The 26618-nt window shown below is 41.9% G+C and carries 23 protein-coding genes, 1 tRNA gene and 1 riboswitch; of the genes, 12 read left to right on the forward strand and 12 right to left on the reverse strand.

Translation table 11 applies throughout. The features are described 5' to 3' along the window. Positions 1–7: 7 nt before the first annotated feature. The 5 genes from B5Y40_RS24885 to B5Y40_RS24905 all read right to left on the reverse strand — a co-directional run bounded on the left by B5Y40_RS24885 (position 8) and on the right by B5Y40_RS24905 (position 5203). Positions 8–1333 carry a TolC family protein gene (locus tag B5Y40_RS24885; protein WP_245840771.1) on the reverse strand — a complete coding sequence of 442 codons (1326 nt, stop codon included), beginning with the start codon at positions 1331–1333 and terminating at the stop codon, positions 8–10. Next, the gene (locus B5Y40_RS24890; RefSeq protein ID WP_079689574.1) at positions 1320–1964 is read right to left on the reverse strand and encodes a TetR/AcrR family transcriptional regulator; all 645 of its coding nucleotides are present in this window, start codon (positions 1962–1964) and stop codon (positions 1320–1322) included. Before B5Y40_RS24890 ends, B5Y40_RS24885 begins: the two co-directional genes overlap by 14 nt. A gap of 256 nt (positions 1965–2220) precedes the next feature. Continuing rightward, entirely contained in the window at positions 2221–2691 is a 471-nt protein-coding gene (locus B5Y40_RS24895) for a GNAT family N-acetyltransferase (RefSeq protein ID WP_079689575.1), read from the reverse strand. A 200-nt stretch (positions 2692–2891) separates the two neighbouring features. Continuing rightward, complete coding sequence (locus B5Y40_RS24900) at positions 2892–3311, reverse strand: hypothetical protein (protein ID WP_143785936.1); 420 nt, start codon at positions 3309–3311, stop codon at positions 2892–2894. Positions 3312–3541: 230 nt separating this feature from the next. Beyond that, positions 3542–5203 carry an arylsulfatase gene (locus tag B5Y40_RS24905; RefSeq protein ID WP_079689577.1) on the reverse strand — a complete coding sequence of 554 codons (1662 nt, stop codon included), beginning with the start codon at positions 5201–5203 and terminating at the stop codon, positions 3542–3544. A 240-nt stretch (positions 5204–5443) separates the two neighbouring features. Beyond that, a riboswitch (SAM riboswitch) is annotated at positions 5444–5545 on the reverse strand. 240 nt (positions 5546–5785) lie between these two features. Between B5Y40_RS24905 and B5Y40_RS24910 the strand changes: the two genes are divergently transcribed. Continuing rightward, a complete protein-coding gene (locus tag B5Y40_RS24910; protein WP_079689578.1) occupies positions 5786–6307 on the forward strand; it encodes an RNA polymerase sigma factor in 522 nt (173 codons plus the stop codon). Then, on the forward strand, positions 6304–6876 hold the full coding sequence (locus tag B5Y40_RS24915; RefSeq protein ID WP_079689579.1) for a hypothetical protein: 573 nt from the start codon (positions 6304–6306) through the stop codon (positions 6874–6876). Before B5Y40_RS24910 ends, B5Y40_RS24915 begins: the two co-directional genes overlap by 4 nt. A 320-nt stretch (positions 6877–7196) precedes the next feature. Here B5Y40_RS24915 and B5Y40_RS24920 read toward each other — a convergent pair. Continuing rightward, positions 7197–7268, reverse strand: a tRNA-Glu gene (locus tag B5Y40_RS24920). A 195-nt stretch (positions 7269–7463) separates the two neighbouring features. Between B5Y40_RS24920 and gap the strand changes: the two genes are divergently transcribed. The 8 genes from gap (at position 7464) to B5Y40_RS24955 (ending at position 15604) form a co-directional block, all read left to right on the forward strand. After that, positions 7464–8462: a type I glyceraldehyde-3-phosphate dehydrogenase gene (gene gap, locus B5Y40_RS24925; protein WP_079689580.1), complete on the forward strand. Its 999-nt coding sequence runs from the start codon at positions 7464–7466 to the stop codon at positions 8460–8462. A gap of 186 nt (positions 8463–8648) precedes the next feature. Further along, on the forward strand, positions 8649–9839 hold the full coding sequence (locus tag B5Y40_RS29725; protein ID WP_079689581.1) for a tetratricopeptide repeat protein: 1191 nt from the start codon (positions 8649–8651) through the stop codon (positions 9837–9839). Between the two features lie 132 nt (positions 9840–9971). Next, entirely contained in the window at positions 9972–10415 is a 444-nt protein-coding gene (locus tag B5Y40_RS24935; RefSeq protein WP_079689582.1) for a hypothetical protein, read from the forward strand. Between the two features lie 119 nt (positions 10416–10534). Continuing rightward, complete coding sequence (locus B5Y40_RS24940; RefSeq protein WP_079689583.1) at positions 10535–12364, forward strand: sensor histidine kinase; 1830 nt, start codon at positions 10535–10537, stop codon at positions 12362–12364. Next, the gene (locus tag B5Y40_RS24945) at positions 12361–12840 is read left to right on the forward strand and encodes a nuclear transport factor 2 family protein (RefSeq protein WP_079689584.1); all 480 of its coding nucleotides are present in this window, start codon (positions 12361–12363) and stop codon (positions 12838–12840) included. The genes B5Y40_RS24940 and B5Y40_RS24945 overlap by 4 nt, the downstream gene beginning before the upstream one ends. Before the next feature lie 136 nt (positions 12841–12976). After that, positions 12977–13111 carry a hypothetical protein gene (locus tag B5Y40_RS30040; RefSeq protein ID WP_262497190.1) on the forward strand — a complete coding sequence of 45 codons (135 nt, stop codon included), beginning with the start codon at positions 12977–12979 and terminating at the stop codon, positions 13109–13111. A 177-nt stretch (positions 13112–13288) separates the two neighbouring features. After that, on the forward strand, positions 13289–14473 hold the full coding sequence (locus B5Y40_RS24950) for an aspartate aminotransferase family protein (protein ID WP_079689585.1): 1185 nt from the start codon (positions 13289–13291) through the stop codon (positions 14471–14473). A gap of 9 nt (positions 14474–14482) precedes the next feature. After that, complete coding sequence (locus B5Y40_RS24955) at positions 14483–15604, forward strand: AI-2E family transporter (RefSeq protein WP_079689586.1); 1122 nt, start codon at positions 14483–14485, stop codon at positions 15602–15604. Here the strand turns inward: B5Y40_RS24955 and hslV are convergent. The 5 genes from hslV to B5Y40_RS24980 form a co-directional block, all read right to left on the reverse strand. Beyond that, the gene (hslV, locus tag B5Y40_RS24960) at positions 15601–16137 is read right to left on the reverse strand and encodes an ATP-dependent protease subunit HslV (RefSeq protein WP_079689587.1); all 537 of its coding nucleotides are present in this window, start codon (positions 16135–16137) and stop codon (positions 15601–15603) included. The two genes, B5Y40_RS24955 and hslV, sit on opposite strands and share 4 nt — an antisense overlap. A 114-nt stretch (positions 16138–16251) precedes the next feature. Beyond that, entirely contained in the window at positions 16252–17895 is a 1644-nt protein-coding gene (locus tag B5Y40_RS24965; RefSeq protein ID WP_079689588.1) for a pyruvate dehydrogenase complex dihydrolipoamide acetyltransferase, read from the reverse strand. Between the two features lie 116 nt (positions 17896–18011). Next, on the reverse strand, positions 18012–20978 hold the full coding sequence (locus B5Y40_RS24970) for a PD40 domain-containing protein (protein ID WP_079689589.1): 2967 nt from the start codon (positions 20976–20978) through the stop codon (positions 18012–18014). A 75-nt stretch (positions 20979–21053) separates the two neighbouring features. Beyond that, positions 21054–21938, reverse strand: a complete 885-nt coding sequence (locus tag B5Y40_RS24975) for a DUF4249 domain-containing protein (RefSeq protein WP_079689590.1) — start codon at positions 21936–21938, stop codon at positions 21054–21056. Positions 21939–21943: 5 nt separating this feature from the next. Next, complete coding sequence (locus B5Y40_RS24980; RefSeq protein ID WP_079689591.1) at positions 21944–24298, reverse strand: TonB-dependent receptor; 2355 nt, start codon at positions 24296–24298, stop codon at positions 21944–21946. Positions 24299–24525: 227 nt separating this feature from the next. Between B5Y40_RS24980 and B5Y40_RS30045 the strand changes: the two genes are divergently transcribed. Continuing rightward, positions 24526–24648, forward strand: coding sequence for a hypothetical protein (locus B5Y40_RS30045; protein WP_262497191.1), 123 nt, complete (start codon positions 24526–24528; stop codon positions 24646–24648). A 90-nt stretch (positions 24649–24738) separates the two neighbouring features. Here B5Y40_RS30045 and B5Y40_RS24985 read toward each other — a convergent pair whose 3' ends face one another. Next, positions 24739–25617, reverse strand: coding sequence for a bestrophin family protein (locus B5Y40_RS24985; protein WP_079689592.1), 879 nt, complete (start codon positions 25615–25617; stop codon positions 24739–24741). Positions 25618–25748: 131 nt separating this feature from the next. Here B5Y40_RS24985 and B5Y40_RS24990 point away from each other — a divergent pair, with 131 nt between their 5' ends. Then, positions 25749–26597, forward strand: coding sequence for an SPFH domain-containing protein (locus B5Y40_RS24990; protein ID WP_079689593.1), 849 nt, complete (start codon positions 25749–25751; stop codon positions 26595–26597). Positions 26598–26618 lie beyond the last annotated feature (21 nt).

The raw sequence follows: 26618 nt of genomic DNA on the forward strand, positions 1-26618 counted from the left end.
TTCAAGATCAGTTCACGTTAATAATTCCTAAAGCTTTTTCATAATCCAGCTTGCTGGACAGCACCTGGAAGAGTGCGTTGTAGTAATTCAATTGAGCCGTTTGCAGATCTGTTTCTGCCACTATAAGGTCTACATATGCTTTAATGCCTTCGTCATATTGCAGCTTAATCGTATTGTATACCTCTTCGGCTATCACCGCATTTTGTCGCAACACCTGCCATTCATTATAATCGCTTTTATAATTAGCCAATGCGGTTTGATATTCCGTATAGATGGCCCGTTGTGTGTCTTCCATTTGTACCTGCAGACGTTCTTCCCGGAGCTGAGCGCGTTTTACGTTTTGAATGCGCTTCGTTCCTGTAAAGATCGGGATGGTAGCCTGCACACCTACTGCTGATGTAGGATAAGCTTTATTATATAGTTCCGATAATGAGTTATTAAAGAACAGCGGATTATAGTTGATATAGGCTGATAGTGTTGGTAAAAATCCGATCTTATAATAATTTGTATTCAGGTGCAGCAGCTGCATCTGGGTTTGCAATTGTTTATACTCAACGCGCGAAACATACGAAGGCGTCTGTGTAGTATCGATCAGCAGACCTTCATTCATTAATGTAGCGCTGTCATAACTTAACGTCACATCCTTCTCAGGAGGTAAGCCCATCAACTGCTTTATATAGGCAAGCTTGGCATGCGTAGATTCGAGCGTTCTTTTCTTGCTGCTCTTCGTGTTGGCAAGCGATATACTGGCGCGCTGATAATCTGTTTTATCCGTGAGGCCGGCCTGATAGCGATTGAATGCATCTTTATATTGCTTTTCCTGCCGCACTATATTTTCATCGAGAATGCGCAGTTGCTCTTTCGTAAAGAGAATATCATAAAATGCTTTACTCGTTTCTACCACAGCTTCAATTTTAAAACTGGTTGTATTCTGCTCTGCCTGTAAACGGCTATATTTCGCTGCACGTGATGCCAGCAACACATCGTTACTATATAACGTCTGGTTGGCTTGCATCAAAATGTTTGAAGTATACTTTGTTCCGACTGTAATTACCTGGTCGCCAAACACCGTTGACTGCCTGCGGATATTATGCGCGGCTGCATATTGCGCAGAGATCTGGGGCAACCATGAAGAAAGACCTATGCGTACATCACGTTCAGCAATAGATTCATCCAACTGAGCCTGGCGAACGGAAGGTGTATTTTGTAATGCATACGCGATGCATTGCTCGAGTGTAAAAGTACCGGGAATGGTATCTGAAGAATTTTGCCCATATACTTGTATAGTCAAGAGTGACCACATCAGTATGGACAGTACTCTATACTTTGCCATTTTCATGTTCCATTTTATTTAACTTGATTTTTAAATTGCTTTGTTCAGGATAGCTTGTCCCTGCATGCGTAACACTTCTCCAACATGCATCAATTACATCTTTGATCTCCTCACCCTCCAGCACCACTTTTCTTAACCGGTGCATCTTTGCCATGGTGATAACACTCCCATGAAACAGAGCACTTAAAATTTCGGGCCGTAGTGGCATCAGCATGTTACCCTCAACACCTTTTCTAAAAAAGCCAAGGAGTGTTCCGCGAAGCACACAAGCATTGGCATCCGTGAATTCATCTTTATAGTACGGAGAGTTCACAAACTGCTCGAAGAATCCCAGCACATTGGGATTGTTGATATAAAAATCATACAGGTTGGCCCATAGGTTATAAAACTGCTCATCATACTTTTCGGACGATGCTTCTGTTTTGACAATAATCTCAACAATCTGATTCTTAATGAATTGATATAGTTCTACCAATAACACTTCTTTGCTCTCGAAGTAATGATAGATGGTACCCGCAGCGACATTTGCCCTTCCTGCAATCATGCTCATGGGAGTGCCATGAAATCCTTTTTCGCGGATTAATTCGAGTACGGTGTAAAAAATAATCTGTCTTTTATCGGGTTGCTCCATGCCGATTGAATGTTCATTCGGTTATTTGGCAAGTGTACGACATAAGCAGGGATTGAGTTCATCGCACATTTTGAAATCGTTTGATCTGGTGATGACCGGTAAAAACCGGGGGCGCATTTTTCTAATAAAATCGCGATTTAAACATTTGTTTAAAAACGTGACTTTGATCCATAATCATTGTCGGGAGACTAAGTATAAATGCTTTTCGATACCACGTGCAACAGCAAGTTTTTATCTACTACTTAACAAGGTATACTTAGTGGTCACTAAGTCCCATTCGCATGGCGATCATGTGCCTGATGAACCCGATTTTCTCGTAAGCACGTATAGCGGACTCATTGCCATAGTAAACTTCCAGGCTCATTTCAGTTATATTCCTTGTAATCGCCCACTGCTTTAACGTCTCTATAATTTTACTATTAACACCTTTTCCCCTATAAAGAGGTTCGACATACATAAAACCCAGGTAAGCATGAAGCGCATGTTTTAAAAATGGTCTCGCGTTCTCAATTCTTGCATAGCCACAACCAACAACAATATGGTTTATCTCTGCCACCACCAACTGAACATGCGATGCTTGAATCATTGCTTGAATATCGTAATAACGAACCGGATCATTTTTTATAGTACTGTCGAACGGGCGCTCTGCCTCAATAACACCTTGCTCGAACCGAAGCAATACATCCAGATCTTCAAGTGTGGCTTTCCGTATTGTTATTTCCTCCATATCTTCTCTACCTTTTAAGTGAGTATAAATATATCAAAGTGATTGCAAAATAATCAGGCCAGTCGTTGCTGTAATACTCAAGCTCCTGAAGCTGCAGGTAGATCAGGCAAAAATCTCCACTGAAATATACTCTTAAAACAAAGCGCTTCACATGTACATGTGAAGCGCTTTTGTCGTCATTGATAGATTAATGCTATAAATCAATCATCGTAGCGAGGTTTGAGTTTTGTATATACCTTCTTTTCAAATCCTACGCAAGTAATTTCCATATCACCATTCTTAAGAATCTGAATGATGCCTTCTTCATAATTGGTTGCACAACTCCCCATCGTTACGACCAGGAAATTACACCGCCATAATTTTTTACTTATCTTAACAATGTCTTTATAAATTGGCAAGTGCGTTACTTCGCATGGGAACTTTTCATTTCCTTCTTTCACAATGAAGGAGTGTAGCTGTGTCTCATTCTCGCTCGAAACCTGGATCATCAGCTTATCACTTGTGCGAACCCAGACTCCGATAATTTCTGATTCTTCTTCTCCCCTATAATTGACAGTCGTAAAACCCGACAAAAAAATAACCATAACAAACAATGAAGCCGAAATGACAGAGCGTTTCATAAGACAGCGATTAGGATTAAAATGAACTGACGAGGTCTTTTTGTCGTTAATTCCGGATGCTTTATAAAGGTAATCCATCAACTATACCCTAAATAAAAGATCAGATTTCCCGGCTTTGATTCCATTCATACATTATAAATAAAACGACTATTATATGTATATAAAAAAGATATACGAATCCTCATAGACCAGTATATCTTCTTCAATCTTCCAGTACTGCTTCTTAGTGCTTACTTGCCGTCTCCCTTCTTCTTTTCATTCACCGGACCAATTGCATCCTTGGGTTTGATCGTTTCATAATCAACTACTCCTGTACGTACAGCCCACTGTTGGTAATCGAAAGAAAGCTCACGTACTACCTGCGGGTTTTGATCGGCAAGATCTGTTGTCTCTCCGCGGTCTTTTTCAAGATCATATAACTCCCACTTGTTCTTTTCATAATCAGATACAAGCTTCCATTTACCTTTTCGCACCGCTCTGTTGCCGGCACGTTCCCAGAATATAGGTTCGCTTCTGTTTACTTCCGTTGTGACACCAGTCAACACGGGAAGTAAACTTTTGCCGACCAGGTTATGCGTTGTTGTACCCTGAAAACTGGATGGATATTTTGCCTGCGCTATATCATAAAAAGTTGGCGCAAGGTCTATTAAATGTCCGGTACCTTTTACAATGGTGTTGCCTTTAATCTTCTTGGGATACCATGCAATGAAAGGTGAAGATATACCACCTTCGTGCATATTGTTTTTATAAGACCGGAAAGGTGTATTTGAAACTTGTGCCCAGTTTTTATATACATAGTCAAAAGAGCCAGATGTACCAACCGGGCCTGAGTTATACCGCTTGCCTCTGGCTCCTAATGTATAAGTACCTCCTTCTGCTCCATTATCAGAGATGAAAATGATAAGCGTATTGTCATCCTTTTTCAGTGCCTTCAGGGTGCTTAATATTTTCCCTATACCTTGATCCATGCGATCAATCATGGCCGCATATACTTCCATTCTGGATGCCCATAGTTTCTGTTCGTCATAGGTAAGATTCTCCCACGCAGGAATATCATCACGCTGCGCTATTTTTGAATCCGCAGGAACAATGCCTAATTGTATTTGACGGGCATGTCGCTGCTTTCGAAGCTCATCCCAACCCTGATCAAATTTACCTTTATACTTTGCTATATCTTCGGGTAAAGCATGCAACGGCCAGTGTGGGGCGGTATAGGCTAGATATAGGAAGAATGGCTTTCCGGATTTGTCCTGCTCATCCAAAAAATTTACTGCGTGATTGGTGATCTCATCCGTGAAGTAATAACTATCCGGTTTAGGTTTTAGCTTTTTGTTATTCTCCAGTAATACAACCGGATAATCTCTCCCACCCAATGGCATCGGGTAGTCATTAAAATAGTTTGCTCCTCCTCCCAGTACACCATAAAATTGATCGAAGCCACGCTGGTTCGGCCACGAGAGACTATCTTTCCCAACATGCCACTTACCAGAGAGTAATGTACTATATCCGGCACCACGTAAAACTTCTCCAAACGTAAGCGACTGCTTGTTTAAAAATCCCTGGTACGCTGGCAAGCCCAGGTCTACGTCAAAATAACCTAAGCCCGCGCGGTGTGGATATTGTCCGGTGATCAATGAAGCTCGTGTAGGAGCACATATAGAGTTGTTATAAAATTCTTTGAAGCGAAGTCCTTCTGTTGCCAGCCGGTCGAGGTTCGGTGTATTGATTTCTCCTCCGTATGATCCTATATCCGAGTATCCCATATCATCGGCCATGATCAGGATAATGTTAGGTTTTTGTCCTTTTGATTTTTGTGCGTACGCATCCGGAAGCGTATAGGACGAAACTGCAAACAGTATTACACTTGCCATCCAGCTAATTCTATTTTTCATAGTTCTTTATAGTGCTTGATATATATTAAAAATTGATATCATCGCTATAGCATTGATTTCTCAACATGGCTATATTGGATCCTCAGTCCGTATCAATATATAGTACATACTGAACAGCTGATATAATCAGCGACAACAGAAATGATTGGTGCTATAGAATGCTCGTACAAAAGTCAATAGGAGACGAACAAAGAATGCGATAGCCTCTTCCATCCTGTATTAATTTCAATATGCAATACGATACTATGCTTTATCAGATTGATGCAGGACAAGCACCTTGTCGGTGGAAACAGGTTGCCAGAAGTTCATCGAGCCTATTCTCTCCCTTCTTCTTAGTAAAATCAACTTGGTGGCAATTGATTGTGAAACAAACATAACGATATAATCTATTAAATCAATAGACTTCATTTTTTATTTGATTCTCAAAAAATTCGCTGAGTATCATTATCAATGTATACTTCTCCATATAGAGACAAAGTCTGTTGTCTGGATATACTGTGACTCCCATCATCAAAAAATTAATTCCAGGAATTGTAAGTTTTTACTCCTTTCATGGTACTAATGGAGTAAATAACTTTAGCTGTGCGGGAAGAGGAACAAAAACGTATTCTTGAAGAATGGCTTAACCGGTATAAAGCGCTAATTTTTAAAGTGGTGCGTGCTTATGCGGTTACAGCAATGGACCAGGACGATCTTTTCCAGGAGGTCATTATCCAGGTCTGGAATTCCATTCCGGTATTCAGGAACGAGTCATCACCCTCCACGTGGTTATATAGGATATCGCTTAATACTGCTATCAAATGGGCACGAAAAGAACGCAGACAGTATAAGCCTGAGTCGCTGGACGATGCGCTGCAAAATATCATCCATGCAAGTGATATACCAATAGACGAGCGACTTGTCTGGTTGTATGAAGAGATTCGTACACTAGATGAAATTGACAGGTCTGTTACACTCCTGATGCTTGATGGTTTCAGCTATAAAGAAATCGCTGGTATGCTTGGTATATCGGAATCAAATGTAGGTGTAAAAATCAATCGTATTAAAAAACATCTAATCTCTCAATCACAAAAAAAACAATCTCCATGGAATTTGACGATATGAAAAAAATTTGGGATACTCAAAACAGCAGACTGCTATATACCATTGACGAAACGGCTCTGGGCAATCTTATTGCGCGTAAAAAGAAAAAGACCAACCACATCACGAATATAACGGAGTTACTACTGATCGTGGTGAACCTTGCTTCCGGAATTTTCATCGCCATTCTGAGCTCGTCCATGCAGAAAGGAAATATACTGATGTATTTAACATCGCTTTGGATGTTAGGTACTGCGGTATATATAGTAATCAGTCGGCTTAGAAGATTAAGACAGAGCCATCAGTTCGATCGCTCGATGCAGGGAGATCTTCAGTACACAATTTCAGTAGCCACTTACCAGGTTCGGCTCTCTTTACTGATGCGCTGGAATATGCTTCCCGTTGCTATACTTACTGCGCTGGGTGTCTTAAACGGAGGTAAATCTATAGGGATCATCATCGGGACATTGCTGCTTTTTATTCTGGTATATTATGCAAGCCGCTGGGAACATAACATCTATAAATATAGGAAGCTCGAACTTGAATCGCTGCAAAGAAAACTTCAAAGCGAAGATGTAGAGAATCTCACCTGAACTTATAACCCTTAAACAAGAACCAAATGAAAGTAACAGTATTGGCTATCCTGTTAATGTTAATGGTGTCGATGTTGGTTGGATGACGATGGTAGTACTAAAATCAGTATAGGCAAATTGCTACTTAAAAAATAATATATTCAGATATGAAATGTTTTGTAGCACGACTCTGTTAATAGAGTAGAATAATTATTATAACTATATAATAGAAGATAAATAAAGACTGTGCGAGAAATATAGCACAAGGTTTTGTATAGGTGAGTTGTACAGACTACAAAATAAAAAACCGCGTATCAACAGAAACGCGGTTACTTTCGAAGTAGTCCGTACGGGAATCGAACCCGTGTTACCAGAATGAAAATCTGGTGTCCTAACCCCTAGACGAACGGACCATAATGAATGGTAGGGCTTGTGTGAGTGTGTTTCCTTTTAGTGTTTCTCTCAAAAGGTGTGCAAAGATAGAGTTGTGTTGTGGATTTGCAAACCGGTGCGCTAATTTTTTTTTAAAACACAATTTTATTTCATTGGTTTTAGTCGCAGGGTACTTTATTTTTGGCTTCCGAATTTTTAACCAAACAAATACAACAATGACTAAAGTAGGTATTAACGGTTTCGGCCGTATCGGTCGCCTGGCTTTCAGAGCTGCTATCAATCGTAAAGATATCGAGATTGTCGGGATCAACGATCTTGTAGATCCTGAGTACATGGCATATATGCTAAAGTATGATTCTACGCATGGAAAGTTTGATGGCACTGTTGAAGCAAAAGACGGCAACCTGATTGTGAACGGAAAAAAAATCCGTGTAACAGCCGAAAAAGATCCTGCTAATTTAAAATGGTCTGAGGTAGGCGCTGAGATTATAATTGAATCTACAGGTTTGTTCCTCACACAGGCAGATGGCCAGAAGCACATTGCTGCAGGCGCTAAAAAAGTTGTGTTCTCTGCTCCCGCTAAAGATGACACGCCAACGTTTGTAATGGGTGTTAACCACAAGAAACTTACAGCAGAACATACTATTGTATCGAACGCTTCTTGTACTACAAACTGCCTTGCTCCATTAGCAAAAGTACTGAATGACAACTTCGGTATAGCAGAAGGTTTGATGAGCACTGTTCACGCTGTAACAGCAACACAAAAAACAGTTGACAGTCCTTCAGCAAAAGATTGGAGAGGTGGTCGTGGTGCATACCAGAACATCATCCCTTCCTCTACAGGTGCAGCGAAAGCAGTAGCGCTTGTAATTCCAGAACTGAAAGGAAAACTTACCGGTATGTCTTTCCGCGTACCAGTAGCAGATGTATCGGTAGTAGATCTTACCGTACGTTTGGCGAAGCCTGCATCGTACGAGCAAATCAAAACTGCGATGAAAACAGCTTCTGAAGGTGAGTTGAAAGGTATACTTGGCTATACTGAAGATGATGTTGTTTCTCAGGATTTCCTTGGAGATTCACGTACATCAATCTTCGATGCTAAAGCTGGTATCGCTTTGAATGATAATTTCGTGAAAGTAGTATCATGGTATGATAACGAATGGGGATATTCAAACAAATTGATTGACCTCGTTCAGGAATTGGCGAAAGTTTAATTTCAAACTATAGATCATCAAAACCCGTGGGGAGACCTTCGGGTTTTTTCTTTTATAGCCCATGGCACTGTTTTTATATCCCTATACGACAGAAAATCGGAAAATTGTAGAATAAATACGGCCTTCTCAGAAGAAAAACGATCCTGAATACGTTTCTATTCATTAAAGGAATATAAATGCCACGCCATGGAGGATTATTACAAAATACTCGGCATCACTCCTTCTGATAATTCAACAACGTTGCGTGCCGCCTATAAAAGGCTGGCCATGCAATACCACCCCGACCGTAATGCCGGAGACCGGGAAGCGGAAGAAATGTTCAAGCTCATCAACGAGGCATACCATGTACTCTCTGATCCACTGAAAAAATCCCGTTACGATCTGCAAATGAATCCGAGTATAGTCGCAGATATAGTCGATACGGTTTTCGATCCTCAGCATGAAATCAATAAACGCAAATACTGGAAGTGGCAATACGCACAGCAGAAATACTATAGAATAGATAAGGAGTATTTCAGAATTCAGGGTCTTGCTTTCCTGGTCTTTATAGTCATTGCCGGATTCTGCTTCGCTGTTATTCACACTACGTATTATTTTGTAGAGCAGCAACGTTTGGCAAAGTGGCAGGCGAACAGTCAGGCATTAGAACAAGTAAATGCATTGTTCGGCACTGGTAAATTCAATGAAGCATTTTCGATGGTGCTTTCTCTTAAACAGGAAGATCCGCTGGAGCTCCGGTTTATCTATGCTCATGATAGTTTGATTGACGCCCTGCATACTATGGCCGATCAGGAATTCAAGAGCCTTCGGTTTGCAGATGCAGTTGCACATTATCTCGTATTGAAAAAACATGAAGACCCGGTGCGGTTTGAAACCCTGGAAAAACTTGCGCTGTGTCAATACTATCTTGGCAATTTCCAGGAGGCACTTACTGCCCTCAAGCATCTTCACAACCAGCAGCCCGATAATCTTCAGTTGCTTTATCGCATCGGCATGATCAATCTTGAAAAACTTGATCAGCCCGAAGAAGCGCTTCAATATTTCAATCTTGGAAAAAAACTATTCAAACAGAATCTCAGCGAAATTTATGGCGAGGCGTTTATGATTGTGATGGACCCGATGGATGCTCCGGATATTTACTATGAAATATTTGAAGCCCGGGCACGAACCAATCTACAATTGAAACATTATGAAGATGTTTTAAACGATTGTACATGGAGTATGTATTTACGCCCCGAACGAGGTGAGCCATATATACTTCGCGCCATGGCTCACATTGAAGGACGAACACTCGAGAATGTATGCAGCGATCTGAAAAAGGCTAAACAGCTAGGCATACTTAACACCGAGGAACTCACGCGGAAGTATTGCCGCTGACGGGAAATCTGAAAATTGCCGGGGTAGTATTGACTCGGTATGATTCAATAAATTATCCGTATTTTTGTAGATACGACTATACCTTTTACAGCGTTAATAAGACTTTGTGTTAGAACTTTAAAGACCCCGAATATGAACACTCAATTGAATCAAGAACACCTCCTCTCCGTTAAAAATAGTTATTTCAATATTCTCGCTTTGTTTTTGGGGCAATCAAAGATTGATAGCCGTTTTCTGCGGTGCCTGCTGAAATGGGGATTTCAATTACGCCTGAGTCCGGAAGACCTGGCAAAAGCAAACGTTGACCTCACACATTTACAATTCACCAACCCAGCTGATAAAATTGAAAAACTCGAAGCTATCTATCACCTGGTATATATGATTTACCTGGATGCTGTTGTGGAAGATGTTGAACTCGAAGTAGCAACGAGCTACGCAGAGCAACTCGGCTTCCAGGCATCTATTGTAAGCGACTTGTTTAAATCCATCGCCACGGAGGCTTATGATGAGGGAGTTGCTCGAAATGTACGGCAAGAAGTTATGGACTTCCTTAAACTTCACGAAGCAGAGATATAGTCTGTACGCAATACTTTTCGGTAGATCCAGAAGTATACCTGCACTAAAATTCATATTTCCTTAACATCCTTTTTGGCAGAACCAATCAAGGCACGGTTAGCTTTGTGCCCTGACTACGAATGTTCTGGAACATCAATACCATCGGAAAGCGATTATTCCTTTCCTTCAGCATACTGGCGGTCAACGTCATTATCATCTCGGCACTCTCCTATCATTTCATCTCGAGAACCAAAAATATATATGAATTAACAAAGCGTATTGAAGACGAACGCATCCAGATTGAGCGCTTGCTAAAGCTCGATCTTGATTTTCTACGCTTTGAAATTATCAACCAGGAATTTTACAAGACGAATCAAAGTACCATCCTCGTCAAGCGCGATAGTTTATATACTATCATTTTGCATGAAGCAATTCTGCTGAACAACATCATGTTCGACTATAATCTGGGTGTTCGTAAGAACTTCGATACGATTAATCAAACCCTCAAAGCCTATAACGCTACGTTCTTCAAAATCAAAGAGAAGATTACCTACCGGGGATTTAAAGACTACGGTATAGAAGGGCGTATGCGGAAATTTGCACATGAGCTCGAAGAGCACTCCAACGAAGTAAGCATGATCGAAATCCTGACGCTTCGCAGGCACGAGAAAGATTACTTTCTCCGGAAAGAAAAGCCCTATAAAACAAAATTCAATACGCTCGCGGATTCTCTCATCCGAAAACTGAATTCCGAACATAGCTTCGTAGTACACTTGCTTCGATCGTATAAGGAGAACTTCAATCAACTGGCAGAACTCGATGAAGACATCGGCCTTGTGCCAACGCAAGGGCTACTGGGCGACTTGAATAAACGTACCAACGATCTGTCAGCACAACTTACTTCGTTGGTAGATCTTTCCGATGAACGCGCGGATGGAATTATCCGTCAGAGCCTCCTCACCTATATTGGTATTGGCGTGAGTGCTATCGTAATCTCATTTATACTTACCTATGTTACAGCCCTTCGCCTTACACGACCGATCAAAAGATTAAGTAACTCTATCGGTAAGTTCATGGTAACGCAAGGTTTGAATGAAGAGGAGTTGAAAGATGCATCCGTCACGAACGAGATCCATAATCTCTCAAGTGCCTATATCAAGCTTACGCGAAAATTAAAAACACAGTTCGATGAGATTCAGCGTAAATCACAATTGCTTGAAAAACGAAATGCAGAATTGCAAAAGCTGAATGAAGAACTCGACCGGTTCATCTATAGCTCTGCTCACGACTTAAAATCACCGCTTGCATCCATGGCCGGTCTTGTGCATCTGGCCAAACGGGAAATGAATGTACCTGAACACGATCATTACTTTCTGCGCATGCAAACCAGCATTGAAAAGATGGAAGGGTTTATCCGCGATATTACCGACTACGCGAAGAACAAACGGCAGCACATCAAGACTGAAAAAATAAATCTTCAGTCTATAGTGAGCGATATATTTCAAAGCTTTCAATTTATTCCACAGGCGGATCTGATCATAAAGAATATCCAGATCGGCTCAGGTGAATTTTATACTGATAAAACACGTCTCGAAATAATTTTAAAGAACCTGATCTCCAATGCTATTCGCTACGCGGATTTTGAAAAAGAGAAACCTTTCATTTCGATCGAGACTACGCAGGATAAAAATTTCGCGGTCATTAAAATAGAAGACAACGGTATTGGTATCGCTGATGAGCACATCTATAAGATCTTCGATATGTTTTATAGAGCCAGTGATTATGCGAAGGGCTCAGGGATCGGGTTGTTCCTGGTACGTGAATCTGTAAAGATGCTGCGGGGTACTATTGCTGTTGAATCGGAGTTATGCAAAGGAACTACGTTTATCTTAACTTTACCATCTTTGAACAGTGTGAACGTAAATCAAATCCCCGAATCACAACCCATTAAATTTTTAACAGCATCATGAGAACAATACACTTTGCCATCCTCCTGCTAATTGCTATAGCTCCTGCCACCCTTCAGGCCCAACAAAAAGAGATCAACAAGTTAATTGATGACTGGCACAAGGCTGCGGCTACCGCTAATTTCGATTCCTTTTTCGGAAGCATGGCCGAGAATAGTATCTATATAGGTACCGATGCAACCGAGCGCTGGACGAAACAAGAGTTCATTTCGTTCGCTAAACCACACTTTGATAAGGGCAAAGCCTGGGACTTTAAACCTTACGATCGTGACCTGCATGTAACATCTTCCGGAGATTTTGCATGGTTTTCAGAACTTTTAACAACCTGGATGGGTACGTGCCGCGGATCAGGAATACTTCGAAAAACGAGCGCTGGCTGGAAAATAGAGCAATATCATTTATCCGTTACGGTTCCAAACGAAGTAATCAAAGATTTTATAGCGCTTGTGGATAGCCACCAGATGAAGCAAGATAAATAAGGCTTGAGCCAGCTATTGCTAAAGGCTACATTTCCAATCCTTTATGGTAAAACTACAAATGTATGGTTTCAGCTTTCTTTAGGTTGAAATGGGGCCATGATTTTGACGAATTTTGAAACATCAAACTCCTTTAGCCATGCCGTACATGAAGAATCTTGACTACAGAGACGTAACAAATGCCCGGGTATCTTCCAGGCTCAAACAAGTATTAGTGTTGATTGGTGCGATCCTGATCGGGATGATAATATCTATAACGGTGAACGCTGCCTAGCAGTAGCCTCTCCGTTATTGATTGCTTTGTGGAAAACCATTTTTTAAACGCAAGATTAAAACCAACTTTTTAAACGGTTAATTTAGTTTCAGCAAAATCCCCGGTCAACGGGGTTTTTGTTTTTATATACCTTTCGTTCGCAGTTTCTGTATTTCCGTTCATGCTTATCTTTACCGCATGGAGTTCAACACGGATATTTTTCTCAACAACATTGCGCAGACAACCGATTCGCCTTACCTCATTACCATTGAACGCGCGGAAGGAATATACCTGTATGCTCCCGATGGAAAGCGGTATACCGACCTGATCTCCGGTATAGGAGTCAGTAACATTGGTCATCGCCATCCAAAAGTTGTCAAGGCCATCAAGGAACAAGTGGACAAACATTTACATGTGATGGTATACGGGGAGTTTATTCAATCCGCTCCCAACCTGCTGGCAAAAAAAATAACATCACTCCTACCTCCACACCTTGACTGTTGTTACTTCGTAAACTCGGGAACAGAAGCCAACGAAGGGGCGCTTAAATTAGCAAAGCGATATACCAGACGAACAGAGATCGTTTCGTTTCGGAAATCATATCATGGCAGTACACATGGCTCCATGAGTGTATCTGGTAATGAAGTAAAGAAGCAAGCATTCCGTCCACTACTCCCGGATGTAAAGTTTATAGACTTCAATGTGGCGCACGATCTTGAGAAGATTACTTATGCCACGGCGTGTGTGATCGTAGAAACGATCCAGGGCGATGCAGGTGTGCGCGTTCCCTCTCAAGGCTATATGAAAGCCTTGCGAAAGCGTTGTGATGAAACCGGTGCGTTGTTGATCTTCGATGAAATACAATGCGGCATGGGTCGTACCGGAAAACTCTTCGCCTTTGAACATTTTGGTATAGCACCGGATATACTCACAATCGCGAAAGCCTTTGGCGGTGGACTTCCTATCGGCTCTTTTATATCCAGTAAAAAGATCATGCAGTCGCTTACACACGATCCGATGCTTGGTCATATCACAACCTTTGGCGGAAATCCGGTATGCTGTGCGTCAGCACTTGCCACGCTGGAAGTGATTGAAGAAGAAAACCTGTTGGAACAAGTTGAAGCCAAGGGAAAACTCTTTGAAGAGTTATTAAAGCATCCGCATATTAAAGAAGTAAGACGAATAGGTTTAATGTTTGCGATTGATTTTGATTCGGCAGACCGCGTAAACCAGATTGTAATGAACGCAAAGGAACTGGGTATAATAACATATTGGTTCCTTTCTCATCCGTATAGCTTCCGCATAGCCCCTCCACTTACTATTACAGAACAGGAAATTAAAGAATCGTGCGCCACCATTTTGAAGGCTATCGAGAATGCGTAATTTTAATGCATGCCAGATCTGACAAAAAAGCCTTTCGACAGGCTTGACTATACTTATAAACTGTTCGTTGTTATCGCGCTTACCATTACGGCAACAATCCTTGCCCAGGATATAGTTATACCCTTTGCTTTTGCGGGTATACTTTCCATCGTGATGTTACCGGTTGTTAAAAAACTGGAGGAACGCAAAGTTGGAGCAGCGCTTGCCATTACGATCGTGTTGTTTACTACAATCATTATACTTGGATTGTTCATCTGGCTGATCGTGGACCAGGTGGTTGGATTAGTAAACGACCTCCCCAACCTGGAAGCTAAATTTGAATCGTGGGTGGATCAAATGAGTCGCACGCTAAGACGTGACTTTGGAGTAAGCACAGCAGAACAAAAAAACCTGGTGGGTGAGATGATGCGAAGTATCAGCGCATACCTCGGTGGTATATTAATTTCCACCACCAATACGATTTCTACGATGGTACAAATTCCAATCTATATATTCCTGTTCCTGATTTACCGCGACAAGTTCAATCTGTTTTTTCTAAGCTTATTGAAGAGTGAAGAGTTGATCTGGAAGAAAGATGTTGAGCGTATCATTCAAGGGTATATTTCAGGACTCTTCCTGGTAACACTCATTATTGCTGCCCTAAACACTATCGGTTTGTTAGCGCTCGGCATTGAACACGCGATCTTTTTTGGTATACTCTCCGGTGTTCTTACTATTATACCTTATGTAGGAATTATCATTGGCGCAATGTTTCCAATTATTATGGCACTCATCACCAAAGATAGTATCTGGTATACCATTGGCGTTGTCATCGTCTTTTCGGTGGTACAGTTTCTCGAAGGTAATTTTATCACACCACGCATTACCGGATCCAAAGTAAGTATCAATGCGCTCGCAGCGATCATTGCCTTACTCATCGGAGGAAAATTACTCGGCATTGCGGGCATGATCCTGGCCGTTCCGGGTATAGGACTTTTAAAAATCTTACTCTCGCATACAAATCGTCTCAAGCCTTTCGTGATTCTGCTGGAAGATACCAGCAGTAATCATCATGAAAAGAAGATTCCAGAAACAACAGCGGATATTGTAGTGGAGGAGATCGAAGAGGAAGGAGAAAAACGTTCTTCCTAAAGTTTCTCTATAACAAGATTGTGATTGGTATATATACAGATATCCGCAGCGATGTTGAGGCTTTCGCGTACAATCTCTTCTGCTGTTAAATGCGGAGCATGACGCTTCAAGGCAAGAGCAGCGGATTGCGCATACATCGATCCTGAACCAATCGCAGCAACTTGTTGATCAGGTTCAAGAACATCGCCTGTTCCGGAGAGTACTAAAATTTCCTCTTTGTTCACAGTGATCAGCATGGCTTCAAGTCTGCGAAGAAAACGATCCATGCGCCAGTCTTTCGCCAACTCGATGGCTGCACGTTTCATGTTGCCACCATAGCTGTTCAGTTTTTCTTCGAAGCGTTCGATCAGCGTAAAGGCATCGGCCGTAGAGCCGGCAAATCCTGCCAACACTTTACCATCCTGTAACTTCCGGATTTTGCGCACATTGCTCTTCGCTATATAGTTACCCATGGTTGCCTGACCATCACCTCCAATGGCTACTTGTCCATTGTGTATCACTGCGATTATGGTTGTTGCATGTATTTTTTCCATTGTAAATTCTTGTTTAAAAACGAACCACTAAAGTATAATTCGAACGCTATATATACTGAGAAGTATAGTAAGCAAAACTCCCTCTCGGATGGAGAGGGAGTTTATATAGTTTGATTAAATCAAAATTCTAACGGGATCTTCGAGGAGGCCTTTCAGCGTTTTGAGGAAGGCAGAACCAACCGCACCATCTACTGCGCGGTGATCACATGACAAGGTAACTTTCATTACGTTGCCAACGGCGAGTTGTCCATTCTTCACAACAGCAGTTTCTTTAATACCACCGACTGCGAGTATACAAGCATCCGGAGGGTTAATGATCGCTGTAAATTCTTCTATACCAAACATACCCAGGTTGGATATAGTAAAGGTACTTCCTTCCCAATCAGATGGCTGAAGTTTTTTATCGTGCGCCTTTTGAGCCAGATCTTTTACTTCTACTGCGATGTGAGAAAGTGATTTGTTATCTGCGAACCGAACTACCGGTACCAATAATCCGTCTTTCACCGCTACAGCTACACCGATGTTGATGTGATGGTTCTTACGCATCTTATCGCCCAGCCAGCTTACGTTAACATCAGGATGCTGACGAAGTGCAGCAGCCGTTGCCTTGATCACGATATCGTTGAACGAAATCTTTACAGGGCTGATCTCATTTATACTCTTGCGCGCTTCCATGGCCTTGTCCATGTTGATCTCCATGGTGAGGTAGAAGTGTGGCGCAGAGAATTTACTTTCTGCTAAACGTTTCGCGATGACTTTACGCATCTGCGATACTGGAATTTCTTCGAAGCTTTCTTGTCCTACTACTTGTGGTAACACTATAGGGGCTGCAGTCTTGCCGCCATCTTTCGCAACAGGTTTTGATTCAGCCGCAGCAGGTTTATAGTTCTCGACATCGGTCTTGGTTACACGGCCATGTTCGCCTGAACCTTGAATCTTCGTGATATCGTATCCTTTATCTTTTGCTAATTTTTTCGCGAGCGGAGATGCTTTGATTCTTCCGTTCGTGCTATGGTCAGCCGAAACTTCAGCCGGTGCAGAAGCTGCCGGTGTTGCTTCAGCAGGTTTGGAAGTACCTGTTGCAGGAGCAGCTGCGCCTGAGCCTTTTGCTTCATGTGCTTTCAATAATGTCTGGAAGTCGGCGCCTTTCTCACCAATGATAGCAAGCACTCCATTTACGGTAACAGCTTTACCAGCGTCAGCACCTATATATAGCAATGTACCGGTGTTGTACGACTCGTACTCCATCGTTGCTTTATCCGTTTCGATCTCTGCCAGCAACTCGCCTGATTTCACATTGTCGCCAACTTTCTTATGCCATGCAGCAATCACACCATCTGTCATAGTATCGCTCATCTTCGGCATCAATACGATTTCTGCTTTGATGTTCGATGTATCTATAGCCGGTGCAGCACTTGGTGCTGGTGCCGGTGCAGCAGCGGCAGCTTTTGGTTCTTCCGTTTTTCCGCCAGTAGCCGCAGCGTTGGATGCTCCGGATAACAATGCTGAATAATCTTCTCCTTTATTTCCTACAATGGCAAGGACATCATTCACTTTCACTGCCTGCCCTTCGTTAACGCCCAGATACAATACCGTCCCGGTGTTAAAAGATTCATAATCCATCGTAGCCTTATCAGTTTCAATTTCAGCCATTAACTCGCCGGATTTCACTGAATCACCCACCTTCTTATGCCACTTTGCTACCACGCCCTCGGTCATGGTATCGCTCATTTTGGGCATGCGTATTATTTCTGCCATTGTCGATTGTAGATTTTTAGATTTCAAATAGGAAATAACTGCCTTGCAAACCGTTGCAATACGTTTTTTTCCGCATTAAGCTTTCAAAAATAGAGTATAAAAGGTGATTTTCAAGTTCAGAAACCGATATTCCCTATCAAAATCTCAAACACCACTCCACTTCCGGTAGTTCGGTTTGCCTTCAGGTAGGAAGATCGAAATCCCAATTCAAACTTGGGAAGAAAACGCATGAAGTTGAAATCAAAAGTTGTTTCAACGCCAATGGATTGGTAGATGTCGTCTGTCAATCCATAGTATACATCATTTTTCTCCTGGTTATAATAAAACTGCTTTCCATACCCTTTTCCATAGTCATAAAAAGCGTTGAGTTTGATACGTTGAATGTTGAGAATCGGACCTAGTGCTATATCCGGGTACCACAGCGGAAATGAATAATTCATCGAAAGCGTATAAAACTTTTCATCGTTCGGATAGCTATACCCCCGCGGTTTAGGTATTCTGTTTCTGAAGGTATAGATGTCGGTTTCAATTCCTTGTAAACTTTTCTGATAGGCTACGCGCGAATACAGGTAATGATGTTTTGCCAGACCCGGAAAATAGAGCGTGCCGCGTAGCGCCAACAGTCGCCCGGTAAAATCGCTGGTGAAAGGTGTATTGTATAGATCAACATTCAGAGATTGACCCCAGCGGTATAAATAATCGCGATAGCTCGTTTTAAGTAGATGATAGTAACTCAACGTAAAATGATTGTATACAAAATCACCATCGCGAAGCTGATCTTTATACATATAGTCTAATGTATCATTAAGCGGTACAAAACGGTCTTTCCCTTTATAGATTACCGTGCCATTTCGTTTGATGGTGTTGATAAACGAAGATACCCGCGTTAATCCAACGGAGTTTCCAATCGATAATTGCTGTATATATTTTGATTTCGTAAGAACCAACGGAATGCTTAATCCGCCTTCCAGCGTTGTCTCATTCCACTCGAATTCAACAGTGTTTCCAAAGGCCTTTTCGTCATTGACACGGTCACCGGTTCGTGCTGTCAGGTTAATGATGGGATAAAAACCCTGGTAACTAATACCTGCCTGCCACATATTGGTACGCTCATTAATATCATATACATACCCCGCAGTGATAGAGGTAGTGTTCAGTATATCACGCGATGCAACTGCGGCTGTGATTTGCGCAAGATCATTTGTCAGAAGAAACCCCCAGCTATAGGGATTGATCATACCCTTCAACTTCGAATAGCGTTGTACAGGCAATACAGTTTGTGGAATGCTGTCAAATATACCGGGTCTCCCCTCCTGCTCTACCAGGTGTTGGTAAGAATGATCCTCGATCGTGTTGCCCTTATTGACGGACCATGCCGATGGGTCGAATGGAATTTTCACAACGTCCATTCCATCTTTCGCTTGCTCGTTATAGTATATCGTTTTCCCATCTTTACTAATGGATGGATTGTAGGCACCATATTTACTGGTTGTAACCTGATACCGCTGTTTTGTTTCCAGGCTGATCGCGTATATATTATCAATGCCGCTGATCGGTGAATTAAAAAATATATACTTACCTGCCCATACCGGATGTCCTATATTTTCCTGTGTCACCGGCACTATATCTTCCTCCGCTCCGGATTCAGCGTCAACAATTGAAATTGTTTTACCCTGTCGCGTAGATTTCAGTACAATGATCTTTGAACCATCTTCTGACCAACGCGGCATAGAATAAAAGTTATTAGCTGCATTGGGAAATTCTTTTAGCGGTCTGCCGGAAAAAATTTCCAGAACCATTAACGTGTTGGTATAGTCATTATCGGATCGAACGGTAACAATTTTATCACCTTTTGGAGAAAGGGCAGCGCTTCCAAAACGCTGGCGCTTTCCACCGATCACACGTTTTTGTTTTGATTTGTAATCGTAAATTTTAATCAGCGAATAATTCTTTACACGCCACCGCGGATTGTATCCATACTCATTCCATACCACCGAGGTATAGGCCGATGAAAGCATCCCGGCATCGTTGATAAATCCGGGGGTGAAGACTTTTTTCTCCTCACCATCCTTTAAAAGAACAAATTGATTAATGTCGCCAATACCCTGCTTCATCACCAGTATACTTCCGTCTTCCTGAGCCTGAGGGTATAGATAATCGGTATAGGCTGATGTCGTTCGTGGATTTACTTTCTCGAATGAAGTAAGCTTGAGCTGATCGACTTCCTTTTGCCATTCGCTTTTAAAAGTAGCAGCCATCTCGTTGTAAAGATCCTTTACATATAGTCCGGTTTCTTTCTTGATCGCATTTGAAAAAGCAAACGGTATAAAGGGAACACTCCACGAACGTGCCGTGATCTTTCCCCAGATCTCCGGGTCATTCATTTTCCTCCGCAGGTAACTTACCATGTTATACCCGAGCACATAGTGATTGGGTATATTATGTTTATAGGACCGCAGGTATTGCTTGTGATAATTGAATGTGCGGCCTTCGAGTATATTCGTTTTAAAGATGAGATTAAAGTTAGGGATCTTGCCTCTTCCACTATGCGTGAAGGCTGTTTCAGTGGCTACAGCATCGCCTTCCCAAAACCACTGCGGAGCTGAAATCTGTGCCATACCGGCCAGCGTTGGATTGCCGAACAAGTAATAGAACACTCTGTTAAAGCCACGTGTAGCATGCTGATATTGTACAATGTGGCGATACTCGTGCGATGCCAGCAGGTCGAGCCAATCATTCGTGCCGATAAAGTTATAGTCCTGCGGCGGCATGGTATAAAACTCAGACCTGCGTGGCAGAATGGATACGAATGCATTGGACTGTGAGGATTGATTTTGCAGAACAACCGAAATCTTCCTCGGTTCTGTGCCCAATGATTTTGCCTCGGCAGCATGTATATACTCTAACGTATTCGCCATGCGCTGTGCCTGTACATCAAAGCCCTTTGGAAATAAAACTTTGAAATGCTGGGTGTTAACCTGATACCATTTCAAACCTGTCGGGTTATTTTCAAGTACCGTCTGCGTCTGGGCATTGACAGCAATGGATACTATGAACAATAAAAAAGGGAGTGATATTTTCATCCGGAATACTTTACCGTATGAAATATGAAACTCCCTTTTGTGAAAAGCAACTATCGTTGCCTAATTCTGATCAACTCATTCGCCTACGCGGATCTCACTGCTTACCACTGCACTCGCCTGGAACAATCCCAACGCTCCATTCGATAAATTCGTACGCGGGTCAGCCGGAGGTTGTGTAAACATACCACCGTCATTGTTTAACAGTTTATCAAGGTCACGATAGAAGATGAATGCCTCCCGGCTCAGGCTGTATACTTCGGCACGCGCCAGGTCATTATTATTATAGAAGATCGGCAATGGGAAACCATCTATGCTCTCTCCTACCAGTTCATCATCGGCATAGTATACATCCGTTTCGGTATTGTATGTTAACGAATCGTTACGATACGTCTTGAAAAGATAATAGTCGCGTGTCTCTTTGGGTTCTTTCACAAACAAAAGCACTTCGTAAAATCTTCCCGGGTCTTCCGGATCTTCACGTTCATCCTCATCAATACGATATTCCAGTTTATCAATGGTTGTGATACTATTAAGTTTATCAGTGGCAGTATAAGTTTGTCCCTCTGCTATCACGGTTAAAGTATAGGTACGGTCAATGGCACCAACAAAAGGTACTTGCGGAAGATAGTAGCCTACTGAATCGGCATGATTGCGCGGGTTGTGAACAAAGTCAAAACGATTTCCCAAATCATCTTCCACTACGATGGTGGCATCAGTAATGCGTGGTGTTTTACCGGTAGTATAAAAACCTGACGACTTGGAAACTTTCACAAATTGATACCCGGTGTGATCCGTTACCTGTCCTTCAATCACAATTTTCGGCGTTGTCTCATCGAGATCGAGCACGACAGCTTCGTCACATGCCGTCACTGTTATCAGCAGCAGACTATAGATCAATGCTTTTTTCATAGAGGATGATGCAGCTTTAGTATAAAATATATTCTTATTTTCAGACTTCATGATTGCTAGAATTTAATGTTATAGGTAACAGAAGGCATAAATGGGAACAGGTATACCATGCGAGCTTCTTTTTCGGTACCATCGCCTATGATGTTACCATCACTATCCTGCTTGGTTCGGGTATATAATGTGAAGGCATTCTTGCGACTATATACATTGTATATTGAGAAGATCCATTGCCCTTTCCATTTACGGTTTGCATTCTTGCGCGGGTTAAGCGTTGCCGAAAGATCAAGGCGATGGAAAGCAGGAAGTCTATATCCGTTGCGCTCCGTTACAGCATCCGGCAAGTATGAACCATATTCATATTTAGCGGAAGGTACAGTAGTCGGGCGACCTGTGCTATAGGTAAAAGCGCCACCGAATGTCCATTTGTCATTGAGTTCGAAGGCAGCGTTCATGTTCACTACATTTCTGCGATCGTAATTAGCAGCATACTCGCGTCCCTGGTTTACACCTTCAATCTGACGCAGTGCTTTCGACCATGTATAGCTTACCATACCGGTAAGGCGCCCCTCTTTCTTATTCACCATGAACTCAGCACCATACGACCACGCATCTCCCTGGCGATACTCCGTTGTAAGATTCTTGTTCAACTGGATCTCTGCATTATCAGCAAAGTCAGTTATATTCTGCGCATCCTTATAGTATACTTCGACAGAAGCTTCGTACATATTGTCCTTCAGGTTTTGAAAATATCCAAGGGCAATCTGGTCAGCGATTTGTGGCTTCAGGTAGTAACCACTCGGGCTCCAGGTATTGAAAGGTAACGGAACTGTACCGGCAGCAATCAAGTGAGTATTCTGCACCATGCGATTATAGGACAACTTGATCGACTTATCATCTGAAAGTGAATACCGTATTCCAAGGCGTGGCTCAAGGTTGATATAGGTCTTCACAGTCTCCCATGATTTATAGTCCATTGAATCTATGCGTGTAGGATCAGCGTTATCTTTTGGATCTTCATACAGATATACTTTGCCGGGACCCATGTTCTGGAAAATCGAGAGGCGTAATCCTACATCCAGTGTAAGTGCTTCCGTGATTCTGCGTTGATTGCTTATATATATGCCGTGATCGAGTGCATACATTTTATCGAACTCCGTTCTTTCGAACATGGACTCGTCCGAGTTTGGTTCTACCAATGCCGGTGAGAATCTTCTTCCGGATAAATGATAACCAAAGGTGAATTCATTATTGACGTTGATAAAATACGTCAGGTCATTTTTTAAACTTACTTCCTGTAAGCTGGAAGTCCATTTAAAACCTTGTATAGGATCTTTAATCTCGAATGAATAATCAAAGTTACTTGCAATTAACGTAGTGTTTGAAAACAGACGTTCATTGAAGAGGTGGTTCCACCGGAATGTAGCCGTTGAGTTACCCCAGCCGAATCCTATATCGCCACCAGAGAATGAAATATTATCACGGCCGGTATATCCCGACAAGAAGAACCTGTTTTTATTATTCGCGCGCCAGTTGATCTTCGCGTTCAGGTCATAGAAATTTATTTTATTTTCAGTATCAGCAGCTGTCAAATATAGCCCGAGGTTTGAGGTCCTTCCGGAGAGTATAAATGAGCTCTTGTCTTTTTTTAAGGGGGCTTCAATCATCACGCGACTCGCCATCGTACCTATACCGGCAGTAACACCCAATCGTTTATTGTTACCATCGATAGTACGCACTTCAAGAATGGAAGACAACCGGCCTCCGAAACGCGAAGGTATTCCTCCTTTATATAGTTCGGACTCTTTAATAACATCGGCATTAAAAACGGATACGAGACCTCCCAAGTGAGATGCATCATATATAGGAGCTTCATCGATCAGGATCAGGTTCTGATCACCACCGCCACCGCGAACAAAAAACGCTGAAGTTCCTTCGCCTGCAGAGATTACTCCGGGTAACGCCTGTACATTCTTGATTATATCAACCTCGCCAAAGAGTGTTGGTAATTTTTTCACCTGACTCATGTTTAACGTGTTTTTGCTCATTTGGACAGCAATCACGTTTTCATCAATCGGTCTTTCTGATATCTCTACTTCATTCATGATCTGGGCTACTCCACCCAACTCTATATTTCTAGAAACATCAGCATCCAGTGTAATGGAAACACTTTGAGATGTATACCCTACAAAGCTATACTGCACTTCATATTTACCCTTGGGAACAGTAATAGAGTAGAAACCATAAGCATTTGTAGCGGTGCCTGCCTTCAGCTCGGGAATGTAAACGGTAACGCCTATAAGCTCTTCACCGTTATCAGTATCCTTAACATAACCATTCAAGGTCACTTTATCCTGCGATCGAGCCATAGAGCTCACCAGGGCTAACGTTACAACAATAAAAATTCGAATCATGTGAGATTGGGGTTTGTAATATTTGGGTCTTAGACAATCACATTGGTTATTACCCCCTATCACTCACTAAAAAAAAGTTATAATTACTTTAGCGCACTAAAGCATCAGGGGCAGGTCTACTAGCACGGGAAAAGAAAAGATTTGTTGCCTTACCAATAAAAAATTATTGTTAATACATTTACAGTGTCATTTTAACACTGAGAAGAGGGTCGGCAATCGATTTAAGTATGTTTAAAAAGCTAAGAGATCTATACCGGGAGTATAAGCCGTATGTGCGGGTTGACCTTATTATGTATGCTTCCCTGATCCTGATGATCATCATTTATTTTATTGTCAGCACCATGTTCTGATAAAGAAAAAGCACGAAGCAAAAATCTTCGGGAGTATTATTAAACGATAAACTCTGTTAAGTAGAGTTGTCTTTTGGTGCAACGCAATTGCTATAGAAGAATCTCCCTCACATTGTCTTTGATTTTTCCAGCTAATTCATCTGTAGGTAAATCGTTTATGTCACGGCCAAACGGATCTTCAATTTCTTCAGCGATTAACTCTACACTTAGCAACACATAGGAAACTAATAATACTGTTGGTATAGTAAAGTATTCGAATGTGGTTACAAAACCGAATGGCAGCGTCACGATATAAATAAAGATAAATTTCTTAATGAACATGGAATACGAATATGGAATAGGTGTATTCTTGATTCGCTCGCAGGCTCCTATTAAATCCGTAAAATCTTTGAGTTCTTTATCTATGTTGATCATTTGATCACCACTCAGTTTATTCGATTTATATAGCTCTGTTATTTTACAATAGAGCATTGCTGACACCTTGTTAGGCTTATGCTTTATATTCTTCAGCTCATCAAGAAAGGTATCGCTCACTGCTTCCAGTTCTGAAAGTTGAACACCCGTGCGAAGATGTTCTTTCATCGCATAAACAAAATTGGGAATCATTTTAGCAAACCACTCGCGGGTTTCATGATCTTCTCTACTTATATAGGCGTTTAATTTGAGAGCAAAGTTACGCGTGCTGTTTACAACACCTCCCCATTGTCTTCTTCCTTCCCACCAGCGATCGTATGCAGAGTTGGTTCTGAACACCAGGAATAAACCCAACACTATACCCAACAAAGAGTGCACGGCCGTTGTACCCGGAAATTCATTTGGCTTCAAACCGAGATAATCGACAATCACATAACATACTAACGTTGTAAATACACCCATAACGGTAATCACTGGCAGCATAGTTCTTAGTACGTGACGGCTATACGAATGAAGAATAAGGCCCATCCAGGTTTTAGGATTGTACTTTATCATAGGGTATGAAGCGGTTTCAGGTCGCAAATAAAGTCCAAGAAATATTCTTATGCAACGTAAACCATCGGCAGCCGTTTGCGTTACAATTATCAATTCAATATCTTTATAATATCATTTTAATATCACCCATTATGAAAAAAGAAAAGGACTTCTCGCCAATATCAGGTTATATGATGCTGGTGGTTGTAATCGTACTTGCTGTAATAAGCTTGATGTTAATGTCGTGGCATAGTCCGGTTGCTATTTTAACCATCGGGCTAATGGTGATCATGATGCCAGGTTTTTTCTTTTTGAATCCGAACAGCTCGGTTGTACTCGTATTGTTTGGTGAGTATAGCGGCACGGTTAAAACAAATGGTTTTCATTGGGCGAATCCTTTATTCAGCAGAAAGCCACTTTCGTTACGTGCCCGTAACTTTGATAGTGACAAGATCAAGGTAAACGATAAAGTTGGTAACCCGATACAGATTGGTGTAATCCTCGTATGGCAGGTGCGCGATACGTTTAAAGCAACCTTCGAGGTTGATAACTATGAATCATTTGTAAAACTGCAAAGTGATTCTGCTGTGCGCAGGCTTGCAGGACAATATGCATATGACAACTTTGATGTTGAGCAAGAAGTAACGTTGCGTTCCGGACATGATGAGGTAAATCATGCACTGGAAGAAAATCTGCGTAACCGCCTGGACATCGCTGGTATCCATGTAGTAGAAGCGCGTATAGGTTCACTTTCATACGCTCCTGAAATTGCAGGTGCTATGTTACGCAGGCAACAAGCTGCAGCCGTTGTATCGGCACGTTTTAAAATTGTAGAAGGTGCTGTGAGCATGGTACAGATGGCCCTGGATCAACTCTCCAAACAAGGAATCATTGAACTTGATGAAGAACGTAAAGCCGCCATGGTGAGCAACCTCATGGTAGTGCTTTGCTCTGATAAAGATGTGAATCCGGTTGTAAATACGGGAACGCTTAATCATTGATCGGCATAGGTCAACACTATA

Source organism: Ohtaekwangia koreensis, assembly GCF_900167975.1.
GTDB classification, from domain to species: Bacteria; Bacteroidota; Bacteroidia; order Cytophagales; family Cyclobacteriaceae; genus Ohtaekwangia; species Ohtaekwangia koreensis.

Excerpts from the sequence above, each read along its gene's own strand:
- B5Y40_RS24885 (WP_245840771.1), bottom strand. The coding sequence starts at position 1,333 with ATGGCAAAGTATAGAGTACTGTCCATACTGATGTGGTCACTCTTGACT.
- B5Y40_RS24890 (WP_079689574.1), bottom strand. The coding sequence starts at position 1,964 with ATGGAGCAACCCGATAAAAGACAGATTATTTTTTACACCGTACTCGAA.
- B5Y40_RS24895 (WP_079689575.1), bottom strand. The coding sequence starts at position 2,691 with ATGGAGGAAATAACAATACGGAAAGCCACACTTGAAGATCTGGATGTA.
- B5Y40_RS24900 (WP_143785936.1), bottom strand. The coding sequence starts at position 3,311 with ATGAAACGCTCTGTCATTTCGGCTTCATTGTTTGTTATGGTTATTTTT.
- B5Y40_RS24905 (WP_079689577.1), bottom strand. The coding sequence starts at position 5,203 with ATGAAAAATAGAATTAGCTGGATGGCAAGTGTAATACTGTTTGCAGTT.
- B5Y40_RS24915 (WP_079689579.1), top strand. The coding sequence starts at position 6,304 with ATGAAAAAAATTTGGGATACTCAAAACAGCAGACTGCTATATACCATT.
- gap (WP_079689580.1), top strand. The coding sequence starts at position 7,464 with ATGACTAAAGTAGGTATTAACGGTTTCGGCCGTATCGGTCGCCTGGCT.
- B5Y40_RS29725 (WP_079689581.1), top strand. The coding sequence starts at position 8,649 with ATGGAGGATTATTACAAAATACTCGGCATCACTCCTTCTGATAATTCA.
- B5Y40_RS24935 (WP_079689582.1), top strand. The coding sequence starts at position 9,972 with ATGAACACTCAATTGAATCAAGAACACCTCCTCTCCGTTAAAAATAGT.
- B5Y40_RS24940 (WP_079689583.1), top strand. The coding sequence starts at position 10,535 with ATGTTCTGGAACATCAATACCATCGGAAAGCGATTATTCCTTTCCTTC.
- B5Y40_RS24945 (WP_079689584.1), top strand. The coding sequence starts at position 12,361 with ATGAGAACAATACACTTTGCCATCCTCCTGCTAATTGCTATAGCTCCT.
- B5Y40_RS30040 (WP_262497190.1), top strand. The coding sequence starts at position 12,977 with ATGCCGTACATGAAGAATCTTGACTACAGAGACGTAACAAATGCCCGG.
- B5Y40_RS24950 (WP_079689585.1), top strand. The coding sequence starts at position 13,289 with ATGGAGTTCAACACGGATATTTTTCTCAACAACATTGCGCAGACAACC.
- B5Y40_RS24955 (WP_079689586.1), top strand. The coding sequence starts at position 14,483 with ATGCCAGATCTGACAAAAAAGCCTTTCGACAGGCTTGACTATACTTAT.
- hslV (WP_079689587.1), bottom strand. The coding sequence starts at position 16,137 with ATGGAAAAAATACATGCAACAACCATAATCGCAGTGATACACAATGGA.
- B5Y40_RS24965 (WP_079689588.1), bottom strand. The coding sequence starts at position 17,895 with ATGGCAGAAATAATACGCATGCCCAAAATGAGCGATACCATGACCGAG.
- B5Y40_RS24970 (WP_079689589.1), bottom strand. The coding sequence starts at position 20,978 with ATGAAAATATCACTCCCTTTTTTATTGTTCATAGTATCCATTGCTGTC.
- B5Y40_RS24975 (WP_079689590.1), bottom strand. The coding sequence starts at position 21,938 with ATGAAGTCTGAAAATAAGAATATATTTTATACTAAAGCTGCATCATCC.
- B5Y40_RS24980 (WP_079689591.1), bottom strand. The coding sequence starts at position 24,298 with ATGATTCGAATTTTTATTGTTGTAACGTTAGCCCTGGTGAGCTCTATG.
- B5Y40_RS30045 (WP_262497191.1), top strand. The coding sequence starts at position 24,526 with ATGTTTAAAAAGCTAAGAGATCTATACCGGGAGTATAAGCCGTATGTG.
- B5Y40_RS24985 (WP_079689592.1), bottom strand. The coding sequence starts at position 25,617 with ATGATAAAGTACAATCCTAAAACCTGGATGGGCCTTATTCTTCATTCG.
- B5Y40_RS24990 (WP_079689593.1), top strand. The coding sequence starts at position 25,749 with ATGAAAAAAGAAAAGGACTTCTCGCCAATATCAGGTTATATGATGCTG.